The organism is Amycolatopsis sp. NBC_01307, from assembly GCF_035975215.1.
Taxonomy (GTDB): domain Bacteria; phylum Actinomycetota; class Actinomycetes; order Mycobacteriales; family Pseudonocardiaceae; genus Amycolatopsis.
In genome coordinates this window covers 7,974,955-7,997,641 of record NZ_CP108403.1, presented here as the reverse complement: position 1 = coordinate 7,997,641, position 22,687 = coordinate 7,974,955, and the positions used below count along the sequence as shown (strand labels likewise).

The window sequence follows — 22,687 nt, the reverse complement described above, 5'->3', positions numbered from 1 at the left end:
GATCTCGGCATGACTGCCGAGTTGATGCGCCCCGCCGCGGCCGAGTTCCTGAGCGTCGCGCTGGCCGTGGACGACCTGAGCGCCCCGACGCCGTGTGCCGGCTACGACGTCTCCGGACTGCTGAACCACCTTCTTTACTGGGGCCCGTGGCTCATCGCCGCGGGACGGCACGAGGAGCCGCCGTCACCCGGAGCGGGCGAGGCCGGCGCGGGGCTGGTGACGGCCGGCTGGGCGGCCGCGCTGGAGAAGCAGACGGAGACACTGGTGGAGATCTTCGAGGCGGCCCCGGCGTGGACCGGCACGACGAAGCTGGGCACGGCTGAGCTGCCCGGGGCGGTGCTCGGCGACATGGTCCTGGGCGAGTTCGTCCTGCACGGCTGGGACCTGGCCCGGGCGAGCGGCCGACCACTGCACTGCGCGCCCCCTGCGGCGACGGCGGTCCTGGAGTCGGCGCGGGCGATGGGCGAGCAGGCGCGCGCGATGGGCGTCTACGGCCCGGAGGTACCGGTTCCGGCGGAGGCGGCTGTGTTGGACCGTGCGCTGGGGGCGGCGGGCCGTGATCCGTCGTGGAGCCGCTGAGCGGTGGTCCTGGGCGCTGTGTGCTGTCTGTGGCCCTGGCTGCGCTGAGCGTCGGCCCTGTCCGCTATCCGGCTGGCCGCTGGCCGCTGGCCGCTGCCCGGCCGTCCGGCTGTCCGCGGCCTTGGCCGCGCTGAGCGTCGGCCTTGCCCGCTGTCCGCTGTCCGGCTGTCCGCTGCCCTGGCCTGCTGAGTGTCGGCCCTGCTCGGCTGTCCGCAACCCTGGCTGCCCAGAGCGTTGTCCACGGCCCTGGCCCCGCTGAGCGTTTGTCCACAGCCCGGCCCGGATGTGGACAACTCCGGCGCTCAGGCGGCGATTCGGGCTTTTCGTCCTACCCCGCCGATAGACTGGGTCGGGGCCGTCCCCCCGGGGATGGGTGGGGGGCGCCGTCAGGCGCCGGAGGGCTGGAACAGCATCGGACGTTGCCGGGGGCTAGCGGGCGCAGGTGCGGGGGCAGCCGTCGCACTCGGACTCGGCCGGCAGCAGGTACGAGAAGCAGCAGCTCTCGCGGCGGCGGGTCCACTCGCGGTGGCCGTCCGCCCCCTCCGCCAGCCGCAGGGTCGATGCCGACGTCAGTGGTGGGTAGACCGTGTCCAGCACCAGGGCCGCGTCGGCGACGCCCGCGCCTTCGGCCTCCGCGGTGCCTCCTTGGCGGCCCGCCCACCAGAGCGAGTTCTCCAGCGCGTCGGTCGCCGCGGCCCAGAGCATGCGGCGGCCCAGCCTGCTGACCGGGGCGTACGCCTGGACGAACTTGGCCGCGTGGGCCAGGTAGTGGGCCCGCAGCACCGCCGCGAGGGTTCGCTCGTCGCGGACGACCGTCGCCTCCGGGCGGGCCGAGCCCGGGTCCGTCGGGAGGCAGTAGAAGTCGTCGCCGAGCACGGCCATGCCGTCCGGGTGCGGGCGGTCGTCGGCCAGCCGGAACGCCAGCTCGCCGGGCTTCAGCGAGGGCACCCGGCGCTCGTGGTGCAGCAGCAGCGCGCCGACGTACGCCGGGACGTGCAGGTACCAGGTCATCACGTAGCTGGCCGTGGTCCGCGCCGGCGCGGCGTCGTGCTCGCGCAGCAGCCAGTCGCCCAGCAGGCCGCGCCACTCGTCGAAGTACGCCGGCGTCTCCAGCAGCTCCGAACAGCGGATCCAGCCCACCGGGACGTCACGCCGCAGTTCGTTGCGTTCCTGCAGGCCGGAGACCCGCAGGAGCGACGACGCGAGGCCGTCGCCGACCTCGCGTGCGTCACGGAAGGACCGCTGCTGGTTCAACCGCGGCCCTCCTAGCGCCGTGGGGATTAGGCCTGCCTAACCTTACAGGCTTTCCGTTACTGCGCCAATCGGGTGGCCGGTCTCACGGGTCTCCCATGTTGCGGACCTGTTCGCGTTGAGCGGACACCGCGCGGATGGCGGAATCCGGGTGGCCGTCCGCACGTTGGGGTTGACGTAAAGGTGCAGGGCAACCTGATGATGGGATGCGCCCGGAGTGCTCCACGTCCGGGTGCGAAAAAGACCGCGAACAGCCGTAGTGGTACGCCAGCGCTACCAGTTGGCTACTAGAGTGGTCTCACGGTGCTGAATCCATCGCGGTGAAAGCACGGATGGATAACGGGCCGCCGGCGCAGCAGTCGAGGGAGTGCACATGTTTGAGAGGTTCACCGACCGCGCGAGGCGGGTGGTCGTTCTGGCTCAAGAAGAAGCCAGGATGCTCAACCACAACTACATCGGCACCGAGCACATCCTCCTGGGTCTGATCCACGAGGGTGAGGGTGTCGCCGCCAAGGCGCTGGAGTCGCTGGGCATCGCCCTGGAGGGCGTGCGCCAGCAGGTCGAAGAGATCATCGGCCAGGGCCAGCAGGCGCCGAGCGGGCACATCCCGTTCACGCCGCGGGCGAAGAAGGTGCTGGAGCTGTCGCTGCGCGAAGCGCTGCAGCTCGGCCACAACTACATCGGTACCGAGCACATCCTGCTGGGCCTGATCCGCGAGGGCGAAGGCGTCGCCGCGCAGGTGCTGGTCAAGCTGGGTGCGGACCTGAACCGCGTCCGCCAGCAGGTCCTGCAGCTGCTCTCGGGCTACCAGGGCAAGGAGTCCACCGAAACCGGTTCCGGCGGTCGCGGTGAAGGCACCCCGTCGTCGTCGCTGGTGCTGGACCAGTTCGGCCGCAACATGACCGTGCTCGCCCGCGAGGGCAAGCTCGACCCGGTCATCGGGCGCGGCAAGGAGATCGAGCGGGTCATGCAGGTCCTGTCCCGCCGGACCAAGAACAACCCGGTGCTCATCGGCGAGCCCGGCGTCGGCAAGACCGCCGTCGTCGAGGGCCTCGCGCAGAGCATCGTCAAGGGCGAGGTGCCCGAGACGCTCAAGGACAAGCAGCTCTACACGCTTGACCTTGGCTCCCTGGTCGCCGGCTCCCGCTACCGCGGTGACTTCGAAGAGCGCCTGAAGAAGGTGCTCAAGGAGATCAAGACCCGCGGCGACATCATCCTGTTCATCGACGAGCTGCACACGCTGGTCGGGGCGGGTGCCGCCGAGGGTGCGATCGACGCGGCTTCGATCCTGAAGCCGATGCTCGCCCGCGGTGAGCTGCAGACGATCGGCGCGACCACCCTCGAGGAGTACCGCAAGTACATCGAGAAGGACGCCGCCCTCGAGCGCCGGTTCCAGCCGATCCAGGTCGGCGAGCCCTCGCTGGAGCACACCATCGAGATCCTCAAGGGCCTGCGTGACCGGTACGAGGCGCACCACCGCGTCTCGATCACCGACTCGGCGCTGGTCGCCGCCGCGACCCTGGCGGACCGGTACATCAACGACCGGTTCCTCCCGGACAAGGCGATCGACCTGATCGACGAGGCCGGCGCCCGGATGCGCATCCGCCGGATGACCGCGCCGCCGGACCTGCGCGAGTTCGACGAGAAGATCGCGAACGTCCGTCGCGACAAGGAGTCCGCGATCGACGCGCAGGACTTCGAGCGGGCCGCCCGCCTGCGTGACGAGGAGAAGACCCTCCTCGGCCAGAAGGGCGAGCGGGAGAAGCAGTGGAAGGACGGCGACCTCGACGTCGTCGCCGAGGTCGACGACGAGCAGATCGCGGAGGTGCTGGCCAACTGGACCGGCATCCCGGTGTTCAAGCTGACCGAGGAGGAGACCACCCGGCTGCTGCGCATGGAGGAAGAGCTCCACAAGCGCATCATCGGCCAGGAGGACGCGGTCAAGGCCGTCTCGCAGGCGATCCGCCGTACGCGTGCCGGTCTTAAGGACCCGAAGCGCCCGTCGGGCTCGTTCATCTTCGCCGGCCCGTCCGGTGTCGGTAAGACCGAGCTGTCGAAGGCGCTGGCGGCGTTCCTGTTCGGCGAGGACGACGCGCTCATCCAGATCGACATGGGTGAGTTCCACGACCGCTACACCGCGTCGCGGCTCTTCGGTGCCCCTCCGGGCTACGTCGGCTACGAAGAGGGTGGCCAGCTGACCGAGAAGGTGCGGCGCAAGCCGTTCTCGGTGGTCCTCTTCGACGAGATCGAGAAGGCGCACCAGGAGATCTACAACACGCTCCTGCAGGTGCTGGAAGACGGCCGCCTGACCGACGGTCAGGGTCGCACGGTCGACTTCAAGAACACGGTCCTCATCTTCACGTCCAACCTGGGCACTTCGGACATCTCGAAGTCCGTCTCGCTCGGGTTCGCCGGCGGCAACGACGTCAGCACGAAGTACGAGAAGATGAAGCAAAAGGTCAACGAGGAAATGAAGAAGCATTTCCGCCCGGAGTTCCTGAACCGGATCGATGACATCATCGTGTTCCACCAGCTGACCAAGGAACAGATCATCATGATGGTCGATCTGATGATCGGCCGCGTGGAGAAGCAGCTCAAGGCCAAGGACATGGAGCTGGAGCTGACCGAGAAGGCGAAGTCCTTGCTCGCGAAGCGCGGCTTCGACCCGGTGCTGGGTGCCCGGCCGCTGCGCCGCACCATCCAGCGCGAGATCGAGGACCAGCTGTCGGAGAAGATCCTCTTCGGCGAGGTCGAGGCCGGCCAGATCATCCTGGTCGACGTCGAAGGCTGGAGCGGCAACCCCGAGGACAAGGACGACCAGGCGAAGTTCACCTTCCGCGGTGAGCGCCGGCCGTCCTCGATCCCGGACGCCCCGCCGGTCAGCATCGGCGCCGGCCACGAAGAGAACGGCGGCGAAGCCGAAGGCGAGTGATCGCCTGAACGCTTGAAGGTCGAGTAGTACGCCGGAAGGGCGGTTCCCGTTGGGGAGCCGCCCTTCTTGCATGTGTGGACTCTGGTCCCGGACGCGTTTGTGCTGGCGGAAACTTGCGAAGCGGAGAGGAGCACTGAGCGATGAGCCGATCTTGGCGGGAAGTCAAGGCGGACAAGCTCGCGATCGACCGCGAAGCTGGCCGTGACGTAGATGTCGCCCACGCGGCGGGGCGCGAGGCTACCCAGGTGTACGTAGACGACCATGACGTCACCGTTTCCGCGAGTCAGCGGGACCAGCGCGACCAGCGCGACGCCTGCGCCTGATCGAGGCACCGCGGGCGCATGAGACGATGCCCGCGGGCCTTGGGAGGGGACGCCGCGTGGATGTTTTGTCGATCGACTTCGGGACTTCCAGTACGGTCGGCGTGCTCTCCGCGTTCGGGCGGGGGCCGCGGGCCATCGAGGTCGACGGGTCCGTCACCATGTCCTCCGCGGTCTTCCTCAACGATGACGGTCTGCTCATCGTCGGGCAGGATGCCGAACGTGGTGGGCGGCTCGATCCCAGCCGGTTCGAGGCGAATCCCAAGCGGCGGATCGACGAAGGCATCTTGCAGCTCGGCGGTACCGCCGTCCGGATCACCGACGCCTTCGCCGCCGTTCTGCGGCGGATGGGTGAGGAAGCCGGGCGGCAGCTGGGACGGCTGCCCGGGCAGACGCGGATCTCGCACCCCGCCGGGTGGGGTGCGGCGCGGCAGGAAGTCCTGCGGATCGCCGCCGCCGATGCCGGGCTCGTCGACGTGCGGCTGGTTCCCGAACCGGTGGCCGCCGCGGCGCACTACGGGAGTCTCGGCAACCGCGACGCCGGGCCGATCGGGGTTTACGACCTCGGGGCCGGCACCTTCGACTGCGCCGTCGTCGGCATGTCCGCGCACGGCTTCGCCGTGCTCGCCGAGGACGGCCTGCCCGACCTGGGCAGCCTCGACATCGATCAGGCGCTGCTCGTCCACATCGGCCGCTCGGTGTCGCACGCCGATCCGGCGCAGTGGCAACGCCTGCTGCGCCCGCAGACGACGGCCGACCGCCGCCTGCGGCGCGCGTTGCTCCAGGATGTCCGTGACGCCAAGGAAAGCCTCTCCCGCCACCCGCAGACCGACGTGCCGATGCCCGAGCCGTTCGGCGACGTCCTCGTCAGCCGTGCGGAGCTCGAGGCGCTCGTGCGGCCGAGCCTGCTGCGCAGCGCCGAACTGCTCGCCGCGACCATCCACCGCGCCGGGCTGAACCCCGCGCAGCTCGCCGGCGTCTACCTGGTCGGCGGGCCGAGCCGGATGCCGTTGCTGGCCGGGCTGCTCGGCCGCCAGCTCGGCGTCGTGCCGACCACGCAGGACCAGCCCGAGACGGCCGTCGCGTTCGGGCTGCACCACGTGCCGCTCGGCACGAGCGACCCGAACCTCACCGTGCCCGCCTTCGCGCCGGTCCGCCCGCCCGCGGCCCCGCCGCGCCCGCAACCCCGGCCCCAGCAGATGTTCCGGCCGCCGCCACCGAAACCCCAGGCCGGCAAGAAGAAACCACTGCTCATCGCGGCAGCCGTGCTCGTCGTCGTCGCGATCGTGGTGACCGTCGTCCTGCTCGCGACCCGCACCGACGCCGCCGAGTCCACAGTGGACTGCACGAGCACGGCGCAGCGCGACCAGGCCGGGTTCACCGGCTGCCTGCGGTCGCTCGCCGGAACGGTGCCGGACCGCGCCGCGTGCCGGCCGTCCGACAGCGTGGCCCGGATCGTGCACGCGCAGACCGCCGTCACGTGCGGTTTCCCGGGCGGGTCCGGCAAGAGCAGCGCCGTCACCTACTACCAGGGCCTGACCGTCGACGCCTTCGAGGCGGGCGCGAAGCTGCAGATGGGCGAGGGCACCGTCGTCCGCGGGACCTGGGACGGCGGCGGGCTGCACGGCCGGTACGTCGCCGGCGTCGGCACCCTCGCCGGGATCGTGCTCTTCGGCGCGGACGGCCGCGAGGCGGCCGCGCTCTACGTCTCGATCGACTTCACGGGCCGCGACCGCCGCACCGAAGACCTCGTCGCGTACTTCACCGGCGACCTCAAGCCGGCCTGACTCACCGGCCGGGTGGGCCCGACGTCACGGAGCGGCGGCCGGGCAGGAACCGGATCCCCGCCAGCCACGGCCAGAGAGCCTGCAGCAGGCCGGAAACCACGGCCAGCAGGAGGATCCGGTAGTCGCCGAGGGTGCCCGTCACGTTGTAGACGACCAGCAGCGGCACCTGGGTGATGAGCGCGGACACCACGGCCTGCAACTGCGGCCAGATCCGGGCCGCCATCAGCGCGGCCAGGGTGAGCAGGGCCGAGCCGCCGGACGCGGCCCACAGGACGAACACACCGAGCGCGCTCTGGTTGACCATCGCGCAGAAGCCTTCGACGGCGTCGGCGCACATGGTGTCGTAACGGTGGCCGGCCCACACCCAGAGCGCGCCGGTGCCCGCGCCGCCGCCCAGGGCCGCGAGGACCACCACGAGCACCGCCCGTGGGTCCGCCCGGGGTCTCAGTGCTCCACGCCCGCACTGACCGCGATGTCCTCGGTGAGCTTCGACGCCGTGTCCGCCAAGGCTTCCAGCGCGTCGGCGATCCGGTCGACGCCCAGCGACGGCGCGGTCTTGCCCGACGCCGCGACCTGCTCGGGGCTGAACGGCACGTGCACAAAACCGCCGCGCACGCCCGGGAAGTCCGTGGCCAGCAGGTGCATCAGGCCGTAGAAGACCTGGTTGCAGACGTACGTCCCGGCCGTGTGGGACACCGCCGCCGGGACGCCCGCCGCGCGGATCGCCGCGACGCAGGCCTTCACCGGGAGCGTCGTGAAGTACGCCGCCGGGCCGCCTTCGACGACCGGGACGTCGACCGGCTGGGCACCGGCGTTGTCCGGGATGCGGGCGTCGACGAGGTTGATCGCGACACGCTCCGGCGTCACCTCGGCCCGGCCGCCCGCCTGCCCAACACAAACCACCAGCTCCGGCTGGTGCTCGGCCAGAGCCCGCCGCAACGCGGGCAGCGACGCCGCGAACTCGACCGGCAGCTCGACGGCGGCGACGTCGTCCCGCCGCGCCCCGACGAGCGACACCGCCTGCCACGACGGGTTCACCGGCTCGCCGCCGAACGGCGCGAACCCCGTCATCAGCACCCTGGCCATGGTTCCCTCCCCGAAGTCCGTGAATGCCACATCGAGAGACACTACGTCCCTCGATGTGGCATTCACGGACTTGAGGCTCAGGCGGCGGGCTTGAGGCCGCCCGGGTAGAGGTACTGGTCGGCCGGCTTGCCGGTGCCGTAGATCCACGCGTCGAAGAAGCCCTTGAGGTTCTTGTGCGCGACGCTTTCGGTGTAGCGCTGGAAGTCCTGCATGCTCGCGTTGCCGCCCCGGTGCAGCGACGGCCAGGTCTTGAGCACCCGGTCGAACGCGCTCTGCCCGATGTAGTTGCGCAGCGCGTGCAGCATGACCGGGCCCTTCGAGTACACGTACGTGAACTCGTTGCCGGCGCCCATGTCGTAGAGCTTGCCGTTCCAGAACGCCGTCGACGCCTTCTTGACGTCGTCCGAGTACTGCTTGTTCAGGTCGACGCCGTTCTTGGCCTCGTCCCAGAGCCATTCGGCGTAGGAGGCGAAGCACTCGTTCATGCAGACGTCACGCCAGTGGTCGACGGCCACCGAGTCGCCGTACCACTGGTGGGCGTTCTCGTGGACGATCGTCGGGACCGTGCCGGCCCAGCCCGCGGAGTAGATCGGCCGGCTCATCGTCTCCAGCGAGAAGCCGATCTGCTCGTTGAGGAAGATGCCGCCCGCGGCGTCGATCGGGTACTTGCCGAACTTCGACTCGAGGAAGTCGAGGATCTCCGGCAGCTTCGCCTCGGCCTGCTTCGTCGAGTCGGGCGTACCCGGGGCGAACGCGCTGATGATCGGCGTGCCGTCCTTGCGCTTCTGCTTGTCGAACGTCCACTTGTCGATCGCGACCGTGGTCATGTACGGCACGATCGGCGTTTCCTCGGCCCAGACGTGCGTCGTGCCGCCGGGGGCCGGGAAGGTGGCGCGCTCGCGGCCGTTGGAGATCACGCCCCACTCGTCGGGCACGGTGATCGCGAGGTGGAACGTGGCCTTGTCGAGCGGGGTGTCGTTGACCGGGTACCAGGTGGTCGCCGACTTCGGCTCGCCGGCGACGAACGCGCCGCCCGCCTGGGCGTACTGCCAGCCGTTGTCGCCCAGCGACGGGTCGCTGATCGCCGCGGGCACGCCGTGGTAGCCGATCTTGACGTCGAAGTCCTGGCCGCGCCGCAGGGGCCGCGACGGCGTGATCGTCAGCTCGTGGTCGCCACTGCGGCCGAACTTCGCGTCCCGCCCGTCGACCCGGACGTTGTCGACGGTCAGCCCGCGCAGGTCCAGGTTGAACGAGCTGAGTGCCTGCGTCGCCCGCGCGGTGATGTCCTGCAGCCCGATGAGCTGGTGCGACGCCGTGTCGTAGGTGACCTTCAGGTTGTAGTCGGCGACGTCGTAGCCGCCGTTGCCGTCCTGGGGGTAGTAGCTGTCCCCGGCGCCGTCGCTGCCCGGCTTCGCGGCGCCCCAGTCGTTCCCGGCGGCGGCGACGCCCGAGCTCAGGCAGATGCCGGTGAGCAGGGCCGCCGCGAGCACGACCGGTTTCTTGCCCCTCATGAACGCTCCTGTCCGTCTGGGGTGCGTGAACCCGCAACGTAGCGCCACGACTGTGTGCCGGGCCGGGTCGAAGTCGTATTTGTCCGGAAAATCAACCCTTCCGTCGGTGCCGCTCCGGGCATCCGCCCCCGGCCCTCAGCGAGGGTCTGGAAAGCTGGGTGCATGCGCGTTGCGCTGCTGGGCCCGCTGCGGGCAGCGGAGGACGACGGCACCCCGATCGACATCGGCGGCGCCCGCCTCCGCATGCTCTTGGCCAGGCTGGCGCTGGACGCCGGCCGGGCCGTCCCGGCCGACGCGCTGATCGACGGCCTCTGGGGTGCCGAGCCGCCCGCCGACGCGCCGAACGCCCTCCAGTCGCTGGTCTCGCGGCTGCGGAAGGCCCTGCCGGTGGCGATCGAGTCCGGCCCCGGCGGCTACCGGCTCGCCGTCGCGCGGGAGGACGTCGACGCCGAGCGCTTCGAACGGCTGGCCGCCGACGGCCGGCGTGAGCTCGCCGCCGGCCGGGCCGCCCGCGCGGCCGAGCTGCTGGCCGAGGCGCTCGTGCTGTGGCAGGGCGGTGCGCTCGCCGACGTCCTCGACGCGCCGTTCGCCCAAGCTCCGGCCCGGCGGCTCACCGACCTGCGCGCGGAGGCGGCCGAAGACCGCTTCGACGCGCTCATCCGCCTGGGCGAGCACACCGCCGTCCTGCCCGACCTGGCCGCCGCGGCCGAGGCCGACCCGCTGCGTGAACGGCTCGCCGGCCTGCTGATCCGCGCGCTCTGCGCCGCCGGGCGGCAGTCCGAGGCGCTGACCGTCTACTCCGGTCTGCGCCGCACGCTGGCCGACCAGCTCGGCGTCGACCCGTCCGCCGAGCTGCAGGAGATCCAGCTGGCCGCGCTGCGGGGCGAGTTCGCGCCGCCGTCCCCGGTGGCCGACCGGCTGCCGACGCGGCTGACGACGTTCATCGGCCGCGACGACGAGCTCAAGCTGCTGGCCGAGCTGCTCGGCGGGAACCGGCTGGTCACCCTGACCGGGCCGGGCGGCGCCGGCAAGACCCGGCTGGCCACCGAAACGGCGTCCCGGCACCCGGTGCACCAGCAGGGGCGGGTCTGGTTCGCCGCGCTGGCCGGCGTCCGCGACCCCGACGACGTCGAGGCCGCGCTGCTGGGCGCGCTGGGCGTCCGTGACATGCGCAGCACCGAGACCGACGTCCGCCGGCGCCCGGCGGACCCGCTCGAGCAGGCCGTCGAGGTGCTCGGGGGCGCGGACGCGCTGCTGGTGCTGGACAACTGCGAGCACGTCGTCGACGCCGCCGCGCGGCTGGCGGACGACCTGCTGCACCGCGCGCCGCGGCTGCGGATCCTGGCCACCAGCCGCGAACCGCTGGCGATCACCGGGGAGGCGCTCTGCCCGCTGGGGCCGTTGCCGGTGCCGGCGGAACGCGCCGCGCCCGCCGAAGCCGCCGAGCTGGACTCGACGCGGCTGTTCCTCGACCGCGCGGCCGCGGTCCGCCCCGACTTCGTCCTCGACCGGTCCACTGTGGACCACGTCGGCGAGATCTGCCGCCGGCTCGACGGCATGCCGCTGGCCCTGGAGCTGGCCGCGGCGCGGCTGCGGTCGATGACGGTCGCGCAGATCGCCGGCCGGCTCGGCGACCGGTTCCGGCTGCTCACGTCGGGCAGCCGCACGGCGTTGCCGCGTCAGCGCACGCTGCGCGCGGTCGTCGAGTGGAGCTGGGACCTGCTGACCGACGCCGAGCGGGTGCTGGCCCGGCGGCTCTCGGTGTTCACCGGCGGCGCCGAGCTGGAGACGGTCGAAGCCGTCTGCGCGGACGAGCCGCTGCTCGCGGCCGACGTCCCGTACGTGCTCGGCAGCCTGGTCGAGAAGTCCATTGTGGACACCGTGCCGGGGAGTTTCGGCGAGCCGCGTTACCGGATGCTGGAGACGCTGCGGGCCTACGCGACCGAGCGCCTGGCGGAGTCGGGCGAGCTGGACGCGACGCGACGCGCGATGGCGAAGTACTACACCGAACTGGCGGCCCGGCTGGAGCCGGTGCTGCGCACCCGTGAACAGCTGCCGGCGATCGCCCGGTACGAGGCCGAGAACGCCAACATGATCACGGCGCTGCGTGGCGCGCTCGAAATGTCCGATGTGGACAACGCGATCGGCCTGCTGGACGGGATGTTCTGGTACCTCACCATTCTCGGGCAGAGCGGCCGGTTCGGCGGGCTGGTCCGCGAGACGCTCGCCTTCGGCGACCGGTTGCCCGCCGTCGTCGCCGCGGCCTACAAGGCGATCCTGTACCTGATGGACATGGTCCCGATGCGCACCGACGACTCGGACACCCTGCCGGTGGTCGACGAATGCGTCCGCACCGGCGCGATGGACCGCTACGCCGGGCTCTCGGTGGCCCTGCCGATGCTGGCCTTCCTCGGCGGCGACCGTGACGTCGCGCTCCGCGAGGTGCGCCGGTCGGAGCGGAGCGCGGACGCGTGGACCCGCGCCGGCGGCCACTGGGTGGAGAGCTTCGTGCTCGACGACGAGGGGGACGTCGAGGGCGCGGACCGGGCGCGCGACCTGGCTTACGCCGGCTTCGTCGAGGTCGGCGACCGCTGGGGCATCGCGATGACGCTGAGCTTCAAGGCGTACGCGCTTTCGCAGGCGGGCGAGAGCGCGAAGGCCATCGAGACCTACCAGCAGGGCCTGGCGATGTCGATGGAGCTGCGTTCGCACGAGGACGCCGTCCAGCACTGGTGGCGGCTGGCCGTGGAGCGGGCCCGGGCCGGCGACATCGAAGGTGCCTGGCGCGACCAGGAGGCGGCCGAGCGCTACGGCGCGGGCGTCACGAACCCGCAGCAGAAGATCGTCCTGATGTTCGGCCGGCTGGAGCTGCTGGTGCGCACGGACCGGCTGACCGAGGCCCGGGTGCAGCTCGACCGCATCGCGGAGCTGGCGCGGGACGAGGCGTTCCCCGGCGGGATGGGCGAAGAGTGGGTCTGCGCGGCCGAAGCGCGGCTGAGCCTCGCCACCGGCCGCGCCGACGAGGCGGAGGCCCCCGCCGCCTCGGCGATCCGGTCCACCTACCGCCGCGGCGACATGCCGGACCTGGCCGGGGCGGTCGAGCTGCTGGCGCTGATCCGCGCCCGGCAGGGCCGCCTCGACGTGGCGGTCCGGGCGCTCGCCGCGTCCGCCGTCATCCGCGGCCGGCTCGACCTCGGCAGTCCCGAGCTGCGGGAGCTTCGCGTCGAGCTGAACGACGAGCTGCCGGACTACGAAGAGCGGTACGAGCAGGCCCGGGCGATGTCCAAAGAGGACACGATCGCCTGGGTGCTGGCGGAGCTGGACGCCGTCAAAAGCTGAAGGGGACGCTCGCCCCCGCGAACGTCCCCTTCAGCTACTGGCGTGGGTCACCCCCGTGCACCCGCGCCCTCAGACCCGCCGGCGGTAGGCCCAGGTGGCCAGCGGGAAGAACACGATGACCGCGCCTGCCATCCAGGCCAGGGCCCCGGCCAGCGGACCGGCGACGGCGCCGCCGTTCATCAGGCCGCGCAACGCGTTGGCCATCAGGCTCACCGGGCTGATGTCCGCCCACGCCTTCAGCCAGCCCGGCATGGTGGCCGTGCTGACGAACACGTTGCTGCCGAACGTCAGCGGCATGATGAAGACGAACATCAGCGCCTGCGCCGCGCCCGGCGACTTCATGATCATGCCGACGAACACCGAGCCCCAGCAGAAGCAGAGCCCGAACGCCAGCGCCAGCAGGATCGCCACGGCGAACTCGCCGGGGCTGGTCGCGATCCGGTAGCCCATGATCGTCGCGACGACCATCAGCACGACCAGGCAGACCACGTACCGCACGATGTCCGCCAGCACCGCCCCGATCAGGGGTGCCGACCGGGCGATCGGCATGCTGCGGAACCGGTCGAACACGCCCTTGGTGATGTCGGTGTTGAGGTTCGTGCCGACGGTGAGACACGCCTGCAGGATGTTCATCACCATGATGCCCGGCACGACCATCTGCAGGTACGCGTCGGTCGATCCGGACAGCGCGCCGCCGAACAGGTAGACGAACATGACCAGGAAGATGATCGGCATCAGCGTGACGTCGGCCAGCTGCTCCGGGTTCTTGCGGATCTTCAGCACGCCGCGCCACGCGAGCGAAAGCGCGTGCTGGAAGCCCTTTCCCGGGCTGATGTGCCGTGGTGGGGCCGGGCGGTCGAGTGCCAAGGTCGTCATGCCAGGCTCCCTTCGAGGTCGCGGGTGTCCTTCTTGGGTTCGTCGGCGGCGTGCCCGGTCAGGGCGAGGAACACCTCGTCGAGGCTGGGCAGCCGCAGCGCCAGCTCGTCCGCGGTGATCCCGGCCTCGTCGAGCTTGCGGACCAACGTGGACAGCAGTACCGGGTCGCTGACCGGCGCGGTGAGCAGCCCGGAGGCGTCGTCCCGGGTGGGCCGGACGCCGCTGAGGTCACCGAGGATCCGGTTGACGGCGTCCATGTCGGACAGCTGGGTCGGGCGCACCTGCAGCGTCTGCCCGCCGACGCGGCGCTTCAGCTCGTCGGCCCGGCCGTCGGCGACGACGCGGCCGTGGTCGAACACGGTGATCTTGTCGGCCAGCTGGTCGGCCTCCTCCAGGTACTGCGTGGTCAGCAGCACCGTCGCGCCGTCGGCGACGAGGTTGCGCACGACGTCCCAGACCTCGTTGCGGGCGTGCGGGTCGAGCCCGGTGGTCGGTTCGTCGAGGTAGAGCACCTCGGGGCCGCCGACGAGGCTGGCGGCCAGGTCGATCCGGCGTCGCATGCCGCCCGAGAACGTCCGGATCGCCCGCTTGGCCGCGCCGGTCAGCTCGAACCGCTCGATCAGCTCGGTGGCGCGCTTGCGGGCCTGGGCCCGGGGCAGGCCGTACAGCCGGCCGATGAGCATCAGGTTCTCGATGCCGTTGAGGTCCTCGTCGACCGACGCGTACTGCCCGGTCAGCCCGATCAGGCTGCGGACCCGGACCGGGTCGGAAACCACGTCGTAGCCCCCGACCGTTGCTCTCCCGGAGTCGGGTTTCATCAACGTCGCCAGAATGCGGATCGCGGTCGTCTTGCCCGCGCCGTTCGGCCCGAGCACCCCCACCACCTGGCCGTAGGGGACCTCGAGGTCCACCCCGTCCAGCGCCTTGGTTTCCCCGAAATGCTTGACCAGGCCTTCGGCCTGGATCGCGTGCGACATGGGCGTCCTCCTTCGCTGGTCGCTGTGAGGACCACAGTGGACGTCCGGGCTGGCAGGCCGCGCACAGCGCGCTGACAGCGGCTGTCCGGCGCTGGCAGCGCCGGTGGAGATGTTGTGGAGGTGTGGTCGCCGCCCGGGCCGTCCGGCGGCGACCTCGGCATACTCGGCTGCATGGTGACAACGGAAGAGACGCGGGTGCGGCGGAAGAACCCGCTGGTCACGGCCCTGCTGGTGGTACCGGTGGTGCCGCTGGCGGTGCTGGTCGTGCTGCGCCTGGTCGGCTTCGACGGCGACTGGTACGTCCTGGTCGCGCTGTCGTTGACGCCGTACGCGGTGCTGTACGGCGTGCTGGCCGGCGGCCTGGCGCTGGCGTGCCGCCGCTGGTGGGTCGGCGGGGTCGCGCTGGTGCTGGCGATCGTGCTGGCCGTCCTGGTCGTGCCGCGGATTTCGGCGAGCGACCAACGCGACGTGCACGGCAGGACACTGCGCGTGCTCTCCTCGAACCTGCTCTACGGCCAGGCGGACCCGAAAGCCGTCGTCGACCTGGTGCGCGCGCAGCGGATCGACGTGCTGAACCTGGTCGAGATGACGCCCCGTGTGGTCGACGGCCTGACCGCGGCCGGGCTGTTCCAGACGCTGCCGTACCGCGTCCTGCACCCCGCGCCCGGCGCGTTCGGCTCGGGGATCGTGTCGCGGTTCCCCCTGACGGAGGTCAACCTGACGGGTGATTCCGCGGCCAAGCAGCCGGGCGCCCAGGCCGATCTCGGCGACGGCGTGGTGGTGGAGATCGTCGCCGTCCACCCGATCTCCCCGGACGTCGACACCCCGCAGTGGGAGCGCGAGACGAAGGACCTCTCCCGCGCGGCGGGCGAGCACGGCCTCCGGATCCTCGCAGGCGACTTCAACGCGACCCTGGACCACGCGGCGTTCCGCACGGTGCTGTCCCGCGGCTACAACGACGCGGCCGAGCAGCACGGCTCGGGGCTGACGCCGACGTGGCCGTCGTCGCTGCCACTGGTGACGATCGACCACGTCGTGGTGGACAACCGCGCGGCGGTCCGGGACTACGGCGTGTTCGACGTCCCGGGCAGCGACCACCGCGCGGTCTTCGCCGAGGTGCAACTGCCGTGAGCACGCCCGTCGTGAGTGTTTAGGGCGGTTAGAACCGCCCTAAACACTCACGAGCTGTTCGAGCGTCTCCAGCGCACCGGCCGCGATGGACACGCCGCGGCCGTGGCGGATCTGGGGTTCGCGCGGGTTGATGCGGATCAACGCGCCCGTCGCGGCGCTGGCGAGTTCGCTGTAGCGGCGGACCGTCGGGACCGCCTGGCCCGCGCCCAGCTCCACCACCACGAGGTCGCGCGCCGTGCGGCGCCACGTCGTCAGCTCGTCGAGCTGGGCCTGGCTGCGGTCCGGCACCCATTGGTAGTCGCCGAACATCAGGATGTTGGGGCGGGCCAAGCCGCCGCAGCGCGGGCACGACGGCAGCGGCGGCACCGCGCGCATCGTCTCGGTGTCGACGGGGACGTCGACGTCGGCCGGCCAGATCTCCGTGGTGCAGCCGGACAGGCACTGCAGGTGGTGGATCGAGCCGTGAGCTTCGGCGACGTGTTCGAAACCCGCCTTCTGGAACTGGCCGTCCACATTGGACGTGAAGACGCGGACGCCGCCCGCCGGCCGGAGTTCGCGCAGCAGGCCGAAACCGCGGTGGGGCAGCGTCTTGCGGTACAGGTCCAGGCGGTGGCCGTAGAACCCCCAGGCCAGCTCGGGGTCCTCGGCGAAGTGGCGCGGATCGGCGATCTCCTCGAACCGCAGGCCGAGCCGCGCGTACGGCGGGTACGCGCGCCAGAACCCTTCGCCGCCCCGGAAGTCCGGCAGCCCGGAGTCGACGCCCATCCCGGCGCCGGCGCAGATCAGGAGCGCGCCGGCGCCGTCGAGCAGCTCCGCGGCGCGGGCGAGGTCACTCACCCGGCTGCGAGCCGAGGACGACCTCGAACTCCAGCAGGCTGGCACCGCTCGACACGGGCTTGGCCCGCTCCCCGGAGTGCGCGGCCGCGGCGGCGCCACCGGTCGCCCAGGCCTGGTAGGCCTCCTCCGTCTCCCACTTCGTGTAGACGAAGTACCGAGTCTCGCCGGAAACCGGCCGCAGCAGCTCGAAGCCGAGGAAGCCGGGCTGCTGGTCGACGGCGTGCAGCCGCGCGCCGAACCGCTTCTCCAGCTCGGCGCCGGAACCTTCGGGAACCTCGATCGCGTTGATCTTCACAACACTCATGGCTCCAGCCTACTGACGCCGTGTCGACCCTCCAATCATGTGTGATGACCGTTCAATCACACGAGATGTCTCCCCAATCACGGGTGTGACCCGTCCGAGTACGGGCTCCGGGGCATCTCGCGTGATTAGAGAGACATCACGCGTGATTGGGGGGTCGACTCACGTGATTGGAGGGTCGACACGCGGGGCCCGGTCAGCTGCGTAGGGAGCCGGGGAAGAGGTCGGCGTCCGCGGGTAGTGCTGTGCCGTGGAACCAGTCGGCGAAGAAGGCCTTCAGGTCTTGGCCCGCGATGCTGCCGGCCATGTTCTCGAAGTCGGTCCACGTTGCGTTTGCGTGGCGGTACTTCGCCGGCCACTCGTGCAGGAGGCGGTCGAACGCCGGGTCGCCGATCTTGCGGCGCAGCGCGTGCAGGGCGAGGATGCCCTTGTCGTAGACGCCTTCGAACTCGTGGCCGGCGCCCATGCCGACCAGCTTGCGGCTCCAGAAGTCGGTGCTGCCGCGGGTCAGCTCGATCGCCGCGCGGTAGCGGTCGTCGAGGTTCTGGCCCTCGCGCTCGCCCCACAGCCACTGCGCGTACGACGCGAAGCACTCGTTCAGGCAGGCGTCGGACCAGTCGGCCACCGACACCGAGTCGCCGAACCACTGGTGGGCGTTCTCGTGCACCAGCGTCAGCAGCTCGGCCCACTTCGCGTACGTCGGCCGGGTCTGCGTCTCCAGCGAGAAGTGGATGTCCTCGTTCAGGTAGATCCCGCCGGCCGCCGACTGCGGGTACGGCCCGAACTTGCCGGTCAGGAAGGTGAGGATCTCGGGCAGCCGGTCGCCGGTCGCGCGGTGGGCCTCGGCACCGGGCGCGTACGCGGAGACGACCGGGGTGCCGTCCGGCAGCGTCGAGCGGTCGACGCTGAACTTGCCGATCGCGACGGTCGTGAGGTAGCTCGCCACCGGGTTCGTCTCGGTCCACGTCGTCGTGGTCTTGCCGCCGGCGTGGACCGGCGGCAGCTCACGGCCGTTGGAGATCACCGTCCAGCCGTCCGGGACGTGCGCGGTGAGCGTGAAAGTGGCCTTGTCGCGCGGGGTCTCGTTGACCGGGTACCAGAACGCCGCCGAGTGCGGCTCGCCGACCATGAACGCGCCGCCGTCGGCCGAGTGCTGCCAGCCGTTCTCGCTGCCGCCGCCGTGCGGGGTCTTCGCCGGGTCACCGCCGTATCGGACGCGCGTGCGGAACGTCGTCCCGGCGCGGATCGGCGCCGCCGGCGTGACGACCAGTTCGTACGCCTTCTCCCGGCTGAACTTCACCGGCTGCCCGTCGACCTCGACGCCGGCGACGTCGAGCCCGCGCAGGTCGAGGTCGAACCGGCTGAGGTCCTGGGTCGCCTTGGCCGTGACGGTCGTGTCGCCGTCGAGCCGGCCGCTCGGCGGGTCGTAGCTCGCGTCGACGTCGTAGTGCAGGGCGTCGTAACCGCCGTTGCCGTCGTCCGGGTAATACGGATCACCGGCGCCGGACGCGCCGGGTGCCGGGTGCATGGGCGGCGGTGGTGGCGGCGCCGGGACGGCGTCACCGCTGCAGGCCACGGCGGAGATCACCACACTGCAGAGGGCGAGGGCGGTGAGTCGGCGGCGCATGCGACCCAGCCTAGGTCATCGTGCGCGACCACTCGGTCACGTTCCGCACCTGCGGATCTGTGGTTAGGTGGCCGCGTGCTCTGTTTCGGCGGCAGCGGCGTGCCGATCGTTCTGCTCCACGGCCTGATGGGCCGGGCGCGGACGTGGCGGCGGGTCGCGGAGTGGCTCCGGCCCTACGGCGCGGTCTACGGCCTCGACGCGCGCGGCCACGGCAGCGCGCCGCGGGTCGGGCCGTGGACGACCGAGCGGTTCGCCGCCGACGTCGCCGACGCGCTGCGCACCCTCGACGCCGGCCCGGCGGTGCTCATCGGCCACTCGATGGGCGGCCTGCACGCGTGGGCGACGGCCGTGCGGTACCCGGAGCTGGTGCGCGCGGTGGTGTCCGAGGACTTCGCGCCGGACCAGCGCGGCCGGACGGTCGAGACCTGGCGTGGTTACTTCGAGAGCTGGCCGGTGCCGTTCGAGTCGCTCGACCACGTCCGGGAGTTCTTCGGCGACGCGGGCGAGTACTTCACCGACTGCGTCGAGGAGCGTCCCGACGGCTACCACCTGGTCGCCGACCTCGAAGACCTTTACGTCATCGCCGCCGAATGGGGCCGCGTCGACTACTGGTCCACTGTGGACGGAATCCGCTGCCCGCTGCTGGTGGTCGAGGGCGAGCACACGGCCATGCCGCCGGGCCAGCAGGCGCTGGTCGCCGCCCGGGTGCCGGGCGCGAAACACCTGGTCGTCCCGGGTTCGGCCCACCTGCCCCACGACGAGGCCCCGGAGACCTACCGGGGCGCCGTCGAGGCCTTCTTGTCCCAGGTCCTGAACCGTTAAAGCGGCACTTTCACGTGAAAGTGCCGCTTCAGGTCCGGGACAGGTCCGCTCGCCAAGCCGTCGTGGAGCGGTCCGCCGGGACGATCAGCGGCCAGACGTCCGAGCCGAGGAAGCCCGTCTCGTCGGCTGCCTTCGCCGCCGTGCACGTGTCGCGCGGCAGGTCGGCCCGGGCCGCCAGCGCGGCCACGGCGTCCTTTGTGGACGCTCCGAAGACGCCGTCGGTCGGCACGTCGGCGCCGGCCGCGCGCAGGAACTGCTGCGCGAGCTGGACCCGCCGGCCCGTGTCACCCGGCTTCAGCAGCGGCCACTCCGCGACGTCCGATCGCGCGACCGAGACGCCGAGCACGCGCCCCACCGCCGTCCGCAGCTCCGGCAGCCGGTCGTAGAGGACCTGGCCGCAGCACTCCGTCGAGTTGAAGTCGCGGTGGCCCTTGATGAACTCGGGCGTGATGCCGTACTGGTGCGCGATGTAGGCGACCAGGCCGACCAGCGAGTTCCACAGCGCCACCGGGACGTCGACCGTGCTGTAGAGGCCTTCGTTCTCGATGCCGATGCACTCGCTGTTGTGGTTGCCGACGTTCGCGCCCTGCACGTGCTGGGTGCCACCGCGCAGGATCTCGAGGCTGCGGTGCCTGCCCTCGGTGATGAAGCCGCCGCGGCTGTTCGTGAACTGCTGGCCGGTGTCGATCCAGCCGCGCGTGTCCATGTGGAAGTTCTGGATGTCCCGCGAGATCTGCAGTGCGTGGGCCAGCGAGTAGTCGGTGACGTTCCCCGGATCCACGGTGTGGTGCACGACGATGTACGTCGGTTTGTGGTTCTCGACCACGATCGCGCCGGTCGCGGCCCGAGCTTTCCACTCCGCTGTGCCGTGGATGGTCGGCGTCGGTACCGCGGCCGCCGCTGCCGCTGTTCGAACCCCGGTCAGCCCCAGTGTTCCGACCGCGGTCGCCGTGAATCCCGCCTTCAGCAGGGCACGGCGGTCAAAGTCCGCCATTGCGAGAACCTTCCGCCGGAATGCAATCAGCAGAAGGTAGCCCCGGAGCGCGCCGTTGACAACTATTGACCAACTTTTGTTGTAGCGCGTTAGTGTTCGCCCGGAAGTGCGAACAGGCCGTCGCGGGTCTGCTCAAGCAGGCCGTCGACCAGCAGGGAGTCCAGGCATCGATCACGCTGGCCGTCGTCGTGCCAGACCAGGTCCAGCTTCGCTTTTTCGACCGGCCCGTCGGTGCCGCGCAGGACGTCGAGCAGTCGCCCGCGGACCTGCCGGTCGGTGCCGGCGAACTTCTGCACCGGCTTGGCCGGGCCCGCGTACTCGGGCCGGCCGGCGTGCTGCCACGCGCACTCGTCGTACACCGGGCAGTCCGCGCAGCGCGGGGCGCGCGCGGTGCAGATCAGCGCGCCGAGTTCCATGATCGCCGCCGAAAACCGGGCCGCCGGCGCGTCGTCGGCCGGCAGCAGTGCCTCGACGTCGGCCATGTCGCGGGTGTTCGACGCGGGCCCGGCGTCGCCGGCGCCGTGCACCGCCCGCGCGACGACCCGCCGCACGTTGGTGTCCACGACCGGCGCGCGCTGCCCGTAGGCGAACGCGGCGACGGCCCGCGCGGTGTAGGCGCCGATCCCCGGCAGCGCGAGCAGGGTGTCCACATCGGACGGGACGACGTCGCCGTGCTCGGCCGCGATCACGCCCGCCGCCTGGTGCAGCCGCAGCGCGCGGCGCGGGTAACCGAGCTTGCCCCAGGCCCGCACGACCTCGCCCTGGGACGACGCGGCCAGCGCCGATGGCACCGGCCAGCGCGCCAGCCACTCGTGCCAGATCGGCTCGACGCGCGCGACCGGCGTCTGCTGCAGCATGATTTCGCTGACCAGGACGCCCCAGGCCGAACACTCGGGCTCGCGCCAGGGCAGGTCCCGGCCGTGCGCGGAGAACCAGTCGAGCAGTACGTCAGCGTCCACAGCCACGCCGGGAGGCTACTTCGCGTGCTTCGGCAGCTCGCGAGCGACCTCGTCCGGCGACGGCATGGCGGCGATCTCCGCGGCGATCGCGCGCGCCGCGTCACGGCGGGACGGCAGCTTCCGCGCCTGTTCGGTGACGGCGTCCGCGCTCAGTTCGGCCGGGAGGAGGCGCAGCGCCGCACCCACGGTGACGAGCGCTTCCGCGTTGGCGAACTGGTCGGCGCCGTGGGGCAGGACCAGCTGCGGGACGCCCTCGGCGAGCGCGCCGAGCGTGCTGCCGCTGCCGCCGTGGTGCACCACCAGGTCGGCGTGTGCCACCACGTCGGCCTGTGGCACCCAGGCCCGGACCGTGACGTCGGCCGGCAGTTCGCCGAGGTCGTCCGGACGCACCCGGCCGGAGGCGACGACCACGTGCGCGTCCAGGCGGGCCAGGCCCCGGATCGCCGTGGTGAGCACCTCGGCGGTGCCGAACGCGGTGCCGAGCGTGAGGTAGATCAGCGGTCGCGGCGGCCGCTCGAAGGGGCCGGGTTCGAACCCGATCCCGTCCGGGAGCATGCGGCCGAACCCGTGCCAGAGGGCGGGGATCCCGGCGCGTCGCGCGGCGACCGCCGCCTCTGGCACGCCCCACCCGTGCACCACGAGATCCGGTCGCAGCCGCGTCAGCTCCGGTTCGAGGTCTTCGGCGTAGATCTCGTAGAACGAATCCGCCGGCCGGAAGGGCCGGAGCCCGTTCCGGACCAGCGGCGCGTCCACGTTCTCACCGGCCGCGAAGTGCACCTCGTGCCCGGCCTCCCGCGCCGCGACGGCGAGCTACTCGACCTCGGAAAGCCGCCCGGTCTTGACGTCGTAGACGAAGCCGCGGACGTTGTCGGTGTGCGGCAGGAAGTCGCTGCGGCGCACGCGCTCCACTGACGTCCGCACGCTGTTCTCGACGTTGCGGAACGCCTCGACCGCCCAGGTCGGGCGCAGTCCGGTGTCGCTCTCGAGCTCGTCCTTGAAGTCGTCTTCGGTGACCATCGAGAGGCCGCACTCGGTGTGCTGGACGATCAGGACCTCGCGGGTGCCGAGCTTGCGCTGCGACAGGGCCAGCGAACGGATCATGTCGTCGGTCACCACGCCACCGGCGTTGCGCAGGACGTGCGATTCGCCCTGGAGCAGGCCGAAGAGCTCGAACACCCGGATGCGGGCGTCCATGCAGGTCAGGACGGCCACCTGGAGCGACGGCTTCGGCGACGAACGGTCGCCGGGCGTGACTTCGCCGAGTTCTTGGTTCCGCTTGAGCAGTACGTCGATCGAGGTCATCGGTCACCTTCCGGCCAGTGGCCCCGCGGCGCGGGCGTACCCCACCTATTGGACCG

The 22,687-nt window shown here is 71.3% G+C and carries 19 protein-coding genes; 6 read left to right on the top strand and 13 right to left on the bottom strand.

What is annotated here, in order from left to right:
- The first annotated feature begins 9 nt into the window (after window positions 1-9).
- Window positions 10-579 carry a TIGR03086 family metal-binding protein gene (locus tag OG439_RS35065; protein WP_326944919.1) on the top strand — a complete coding sequence of 190 codons (570 nt, stop codon included), beginning with the start codon at window positions 10-12 and terminating at the stop codon, window positions 577-579.
- A gap of 429 nt (window positions 580-1,008) precedes the next feature.
- On the opposite strand, the gene OG439_RS35060 is transcribed toward OG439_RS35065, so the two are convergent.
- Complete coding sequence (locus OG439_RS35060; protein ID WP_326944918.1) at window positions 1,009-1,833, bottom strand: (2Fe-2S)-binding protein; 825 nt, start codon at window positions 1,831-1,833, stop codon at window positions 1,009-1,011.
- Window positions 1,834-2,203: 370 nt separating this feature from the next.
- On the opposite strand from OG439_RS35060, the gene OG439_RS35055 reads away from it, so the two are divergent.
- Both OG439_RS35055 and OG439_RS35050 read left to right on the top strand, forming a co-directional pair.
- Window positions 2,204-4,762, top strand: coding sequence for an ATP-dependent Clp protease ATP-binding subunit (locus OG439_RS35055; RefSeq protein WP_247058787.1), 2,559 nt, complete (start codon window positions 2,204-2,206; stop codon window positions 4,760-4,762).
- 379 nt (window positions 4,763-5,141) lie between these two features.
- Entirely contained in the window at window positions 5,142-6,869 is a 1,728-nt protein-coding gene (locus OG439_RS35050; RefSeq protein ID WP_326944917.1) for an Hsp70 family protein, read from the top strand.
- A 1-nt stretch (window position 6,870) separates the two neighbouring features.
- Here OG439_RS35050 and OG439_RS35045 read toward each other — a convergent pair whose 3' ends face one another.
- From OG439_RS35045 to OG439_RS35035, 3 genes are all read right to left on the bottom strand, one after another.
- The gene (locus tag OG439_RS35045; protein ID WP_326944916.1) at window positions 6,871-7,290 is read right to left on the bottom strand and encodes a hypothetical protein; all 420 of its coding nucleotides are present in this window, start codon (window positions 7,288-7,290) and stop codon (window positions 6,871-6,873) included.
- A gap of 23 nt (window positions 7,291-7,313) precedes the next feature.
- A complete protein-coding gene (pcp, locus tag OG439_RS35040) occupies window positions 7,314-7,955 on the bottom strand; it encodes a pyroglutamyl-peptidase I (RefSeq protein ID WP_326944915.1) in 642 nt (213 codons plus the stop codon).
- A gap of 77 nt (window positions 7,956-8,032) precedes the next feature.
- Window positions 8,033-9,466 (bottom strand): M1 family metallopeptidase, encoded by a 1,434-nt coding sequence (locus OG439_RS35035; protein WP_326944914.1) that lies wholly within the window; start codon window positions 9,464-9,466, stop codon window positions 8,033-8,035.
- Window positions 9,467-9,628: 162 nt separating this feature from the next.
- Between OG439_RS35035 and OG439_RS35030 the strand changes: the two genes are divergently transcribed.
- On the top strand, window positions 9,629-12,805 hold the full coding sequence (locus tag OG439_RS35030) for a BTAD domain-containing putative transcriptional regulator (RefSeq protein WP_326944913.1): 3,177 nt from the start codon (window positions 9,629-9,631) through the stop codon (window positions 12,803-12,805).
- Window positions 12,806-12,874: 69 nt separating this feature from the next.
- On the opposite strand, the gene OG439_RS35025 is transcribed toward OG439_RS35030, so the two are convergent.
- Both OG439_RS35025 and OG439_RS35020 read right to left on the bottom strand, forming a co-directional pair.
- Complete coding sequence (locus OG439_RS35025; RefSeq protein ID WP_326944912.1) at window positions 12,875-13,681, bottom strand: ABC transporter permease; 807 nt, start codon at window positions 13,679-13,681, stop codon at window positions 12,875-12,877.
- Window positions 13,678-14,658 (bottom strand): ATP-binding cassette domain-containing protein, encoded by a 981-nt coding sequence (locus OG439_RS35020; RefSeq protein WP_247058780.1) that lies wholly within the window; start codon window positions 14,656-14,658, stop codon window positions 13,678-13,680. The genes OG439_RS35025 and OG439_RS35020 overlap by 4 nt, the downstream gene beginning before the upstream one ends.
- Window positions 14,659-14,829: 171 nt before the next feature.
- Here OG439_RS35020 and OG439_RS35015 point away from each other — a divergent pair, with 171 nt between their 5' ends.
- The gene (locus OG439_RS35015; protein WP_326944911.1) at window positions 14,830-15,789 is read left to right on the top strand and encodes an endonuclease/exonuclease/phosphatase family protein; all 960 of its coding nucleotides are present in this window, start codon (window positions 14,830-14,832) and stop codon (window positions 15,787-15,789) included.
- Between the two features lie 39 nt (window positions 15,790-15,828).
- On the opposite strand, the gene OG439_RS35010 is transcribed toward OG439_RS35015, so the two are convergent.
- From OG439_RS35010 to OG439_RS35000, 3 genes are all read right to left on the bottom strand, one after another.
- Window positions 15,829-16,626 (bottom strand): SIR2 family NAD-dependent protein deacylase, encoded by a 798-nt coding sequence (locus OG439_RS35010; RefSeq protein WP_326944910.1) that lies wholly within the window; start codon window positions 16,624-16,626, stop codon window positions 15,829-15,831.
- Window positions 16,619-16,930 carry an antibiotic biosynthesis monooxygenase family protein gene (locus tag OG439_RS35005; RefSeq protein ID WP_326944909.1) on the bottom strand — a complete coding sequence of 104 codons (312 nt, stop codon included), beginning with the start codon at window positions 16,928-16,930 and terminating at the stop codon, window positions 16,619-16,621. The genes OG439_RS35010 and OG439_RS35005 overlap by 8 nt, the downstream gene beginning before the upstream one ends.
- A 193-nt stretch (window positions 16,931-17,123) precedes the next feature.
- Window positions 17,124-18,554: a M1 family metallopeptidase gene (locus OG439_RS35000; RefSeq protein ID WP_326944908.1), complete on the bottom strand. Its 1,431-nt coding sequence runs from the start codon at window positions 18,552-18,554 to the stop codon at window positions 17,124-17,126.
- A 75-nt stretch (window positions 18,555-18,629) separates the two neighbouring features.
- Here OG439_RS35000 and OG439_RS34995 point away from each other — a divergent pair, with 75 nt between their 5' ends.
- Window positions 18,630-19,376: an alpha/beta fold hydrolase gene (locus OG439_RS34995; protein ID WP_326944907.1), complete on the top strand. Its 747-nt coding sequence runs from the start codon at window positions 18,630-18,632 to the stop codon at window positions 19,374-19,376.
- Between the two features lie 28 nt (window positions 19,377-19,404).
- On the opposite strand, the gene OG439_RS34990 is transcribed toward OG439_RS34995, so the two are convergent.
- The 4 genes from OG439_RS34990 to OG439_RS34975 all read right to left on the bottom strand — a co-directional run bounded on the left by OG439_RS34990 (window position 19,405) and on the right by OG439_RS34975 (window position 22,631).
- Window positions 19,405-20,370 (bottom strand): peptidoglycan recognition protein family protein, encoded by a 966-nt coding sequence (locus OG439_RS34990; RefSeq protein ID WP_326944906.1) that lies wholly within the window; start codon window positions 20,368-20,370, stop codon window positions 19,405-19,407.
- An 89-nt stretch (window positions 20,371-20,459) separates the two neighbouring features.
- Window positions 20,460-21,335, bottom strand: a complete 876-nt coding sequence (locus OG439_RS34985) for an A/G-specific adenine glycosylase (protein WP_326944905.1) — start codon at window positions 21,333-21,335, stop codon at window positions 20,460-20,462.
- Between the two features lie 9 nt (window positions 21,336-21,344).
- Complete coding sequence (locus OG439_RS34980; RefSeq protein WP_326944904.1) at window positions 21,345-22,082, bottom strand: glycosyltransferase; 738 nt, start codon at window positions 22,080-22,082, stop codon at window positions 21,345-21,347.
- A gap of 57 nt (window positions 22,083-22,139) precedes the next feature.
- On the bottom strand, window positions 22,140-22,631 hold the full coding sequence (locus tag OG439_RS34975) for a beta-class carbonic anhydrase (RefSeq protein WP_247058771.1): 492 nt from the start codon (window positions 22,629-22,631) through the stop codon (window positions 22,140-22,142).
- Between the last annotated feature and the right edge of the window lie 56 nt (window positions 22,632-22,687).

Bases quoted from the DNA above. Each gene is read 5' to 3' on its own strand.
- OG439_RS35065 (WP_326944919.1), top strand. From the start codon at position 10: ATGACTGCCGAGTTGATGCGCCCCGCCGCGGCCGAGTTCCTGAGCGTC.
- OG439_RS35055 (WP_247058787.1), top strand. From the start codon at position 2,204: ATGTTTGAGAGGTTCACCGACCGCGCGAGGCGGGTGGTCGTTCTGGCT.
- pcp (WP_326944915.1), bottom strand. From the start codon at position 7,955: ATGGCCAGGGTGCTGATGACGGGGTTCGCGCCGTTCGGCGGCGAGCCG.
- OG439_RS35035 (WP_326944914.1), bottom strand. From the start codon at position 9,466: ATGAGGGGCAAGAAACCGGTCGTGCTCGCGGCGGCCCTGCTCACCGGC.
- OG439_RS35030 (WP_326944913.1), top strand. From the start codon at position 9,629: ATGCGCGTTGCGCTGCTGGGCCCGCTGCGGGCAGCGGAGGACGACGGC.
- OG439_RS35025 (WP_326944912.1), bottom strand. From the start codon at position 13,681: ATGACGACCTTGGCACTCGACCGCCCGGCCCCACCACGGCACATCAGC.
- OG439_RS35020 (WP_247058780.1), bottom strand. From the start codon at position 14,658: ATGTCGCACGCGATCCAGGCCGAAGGCCTGGTCAAGCATTTCGGGGAA.
- OG439_RS35015 (WP_326944911.1), top strand. From the start codon at position 14,830: ATGGTGACAACGGAAGAGACGCGGGTGCGGCGGAAGAACCCGCTGGTC.
- OG439_RS35005 (WP_326944909.1), bottom strand. From the start codon at position 16,930: ATGAGTGTTGTGAAGATCAACGCGATCGAGGTTCCCGAAGGTTCCGGC.
- OG439_RS35000 (WP_326944908.1), bottom strand. From the start codon at position 18,554: ATGCGCCGCCGACTCACCGCCCTCGCCCTCTGCAGTGTGGTGATCTCC.
- OG439_RS34990 (WP_326944906.1), bottom strand. From the start codon at position 20,370: ATGGCGGACTTTGACCGCCGTGCCCTGCTGAAGGCGGGATTCACGGCG.
- OG439_RS34975 (WP_247058771.1), bottom strand. From the start codon at position 22,631: ATGACCTCGATCGACGTACTGCTCAAGCGGAACCAAGAACTCGGCGAA.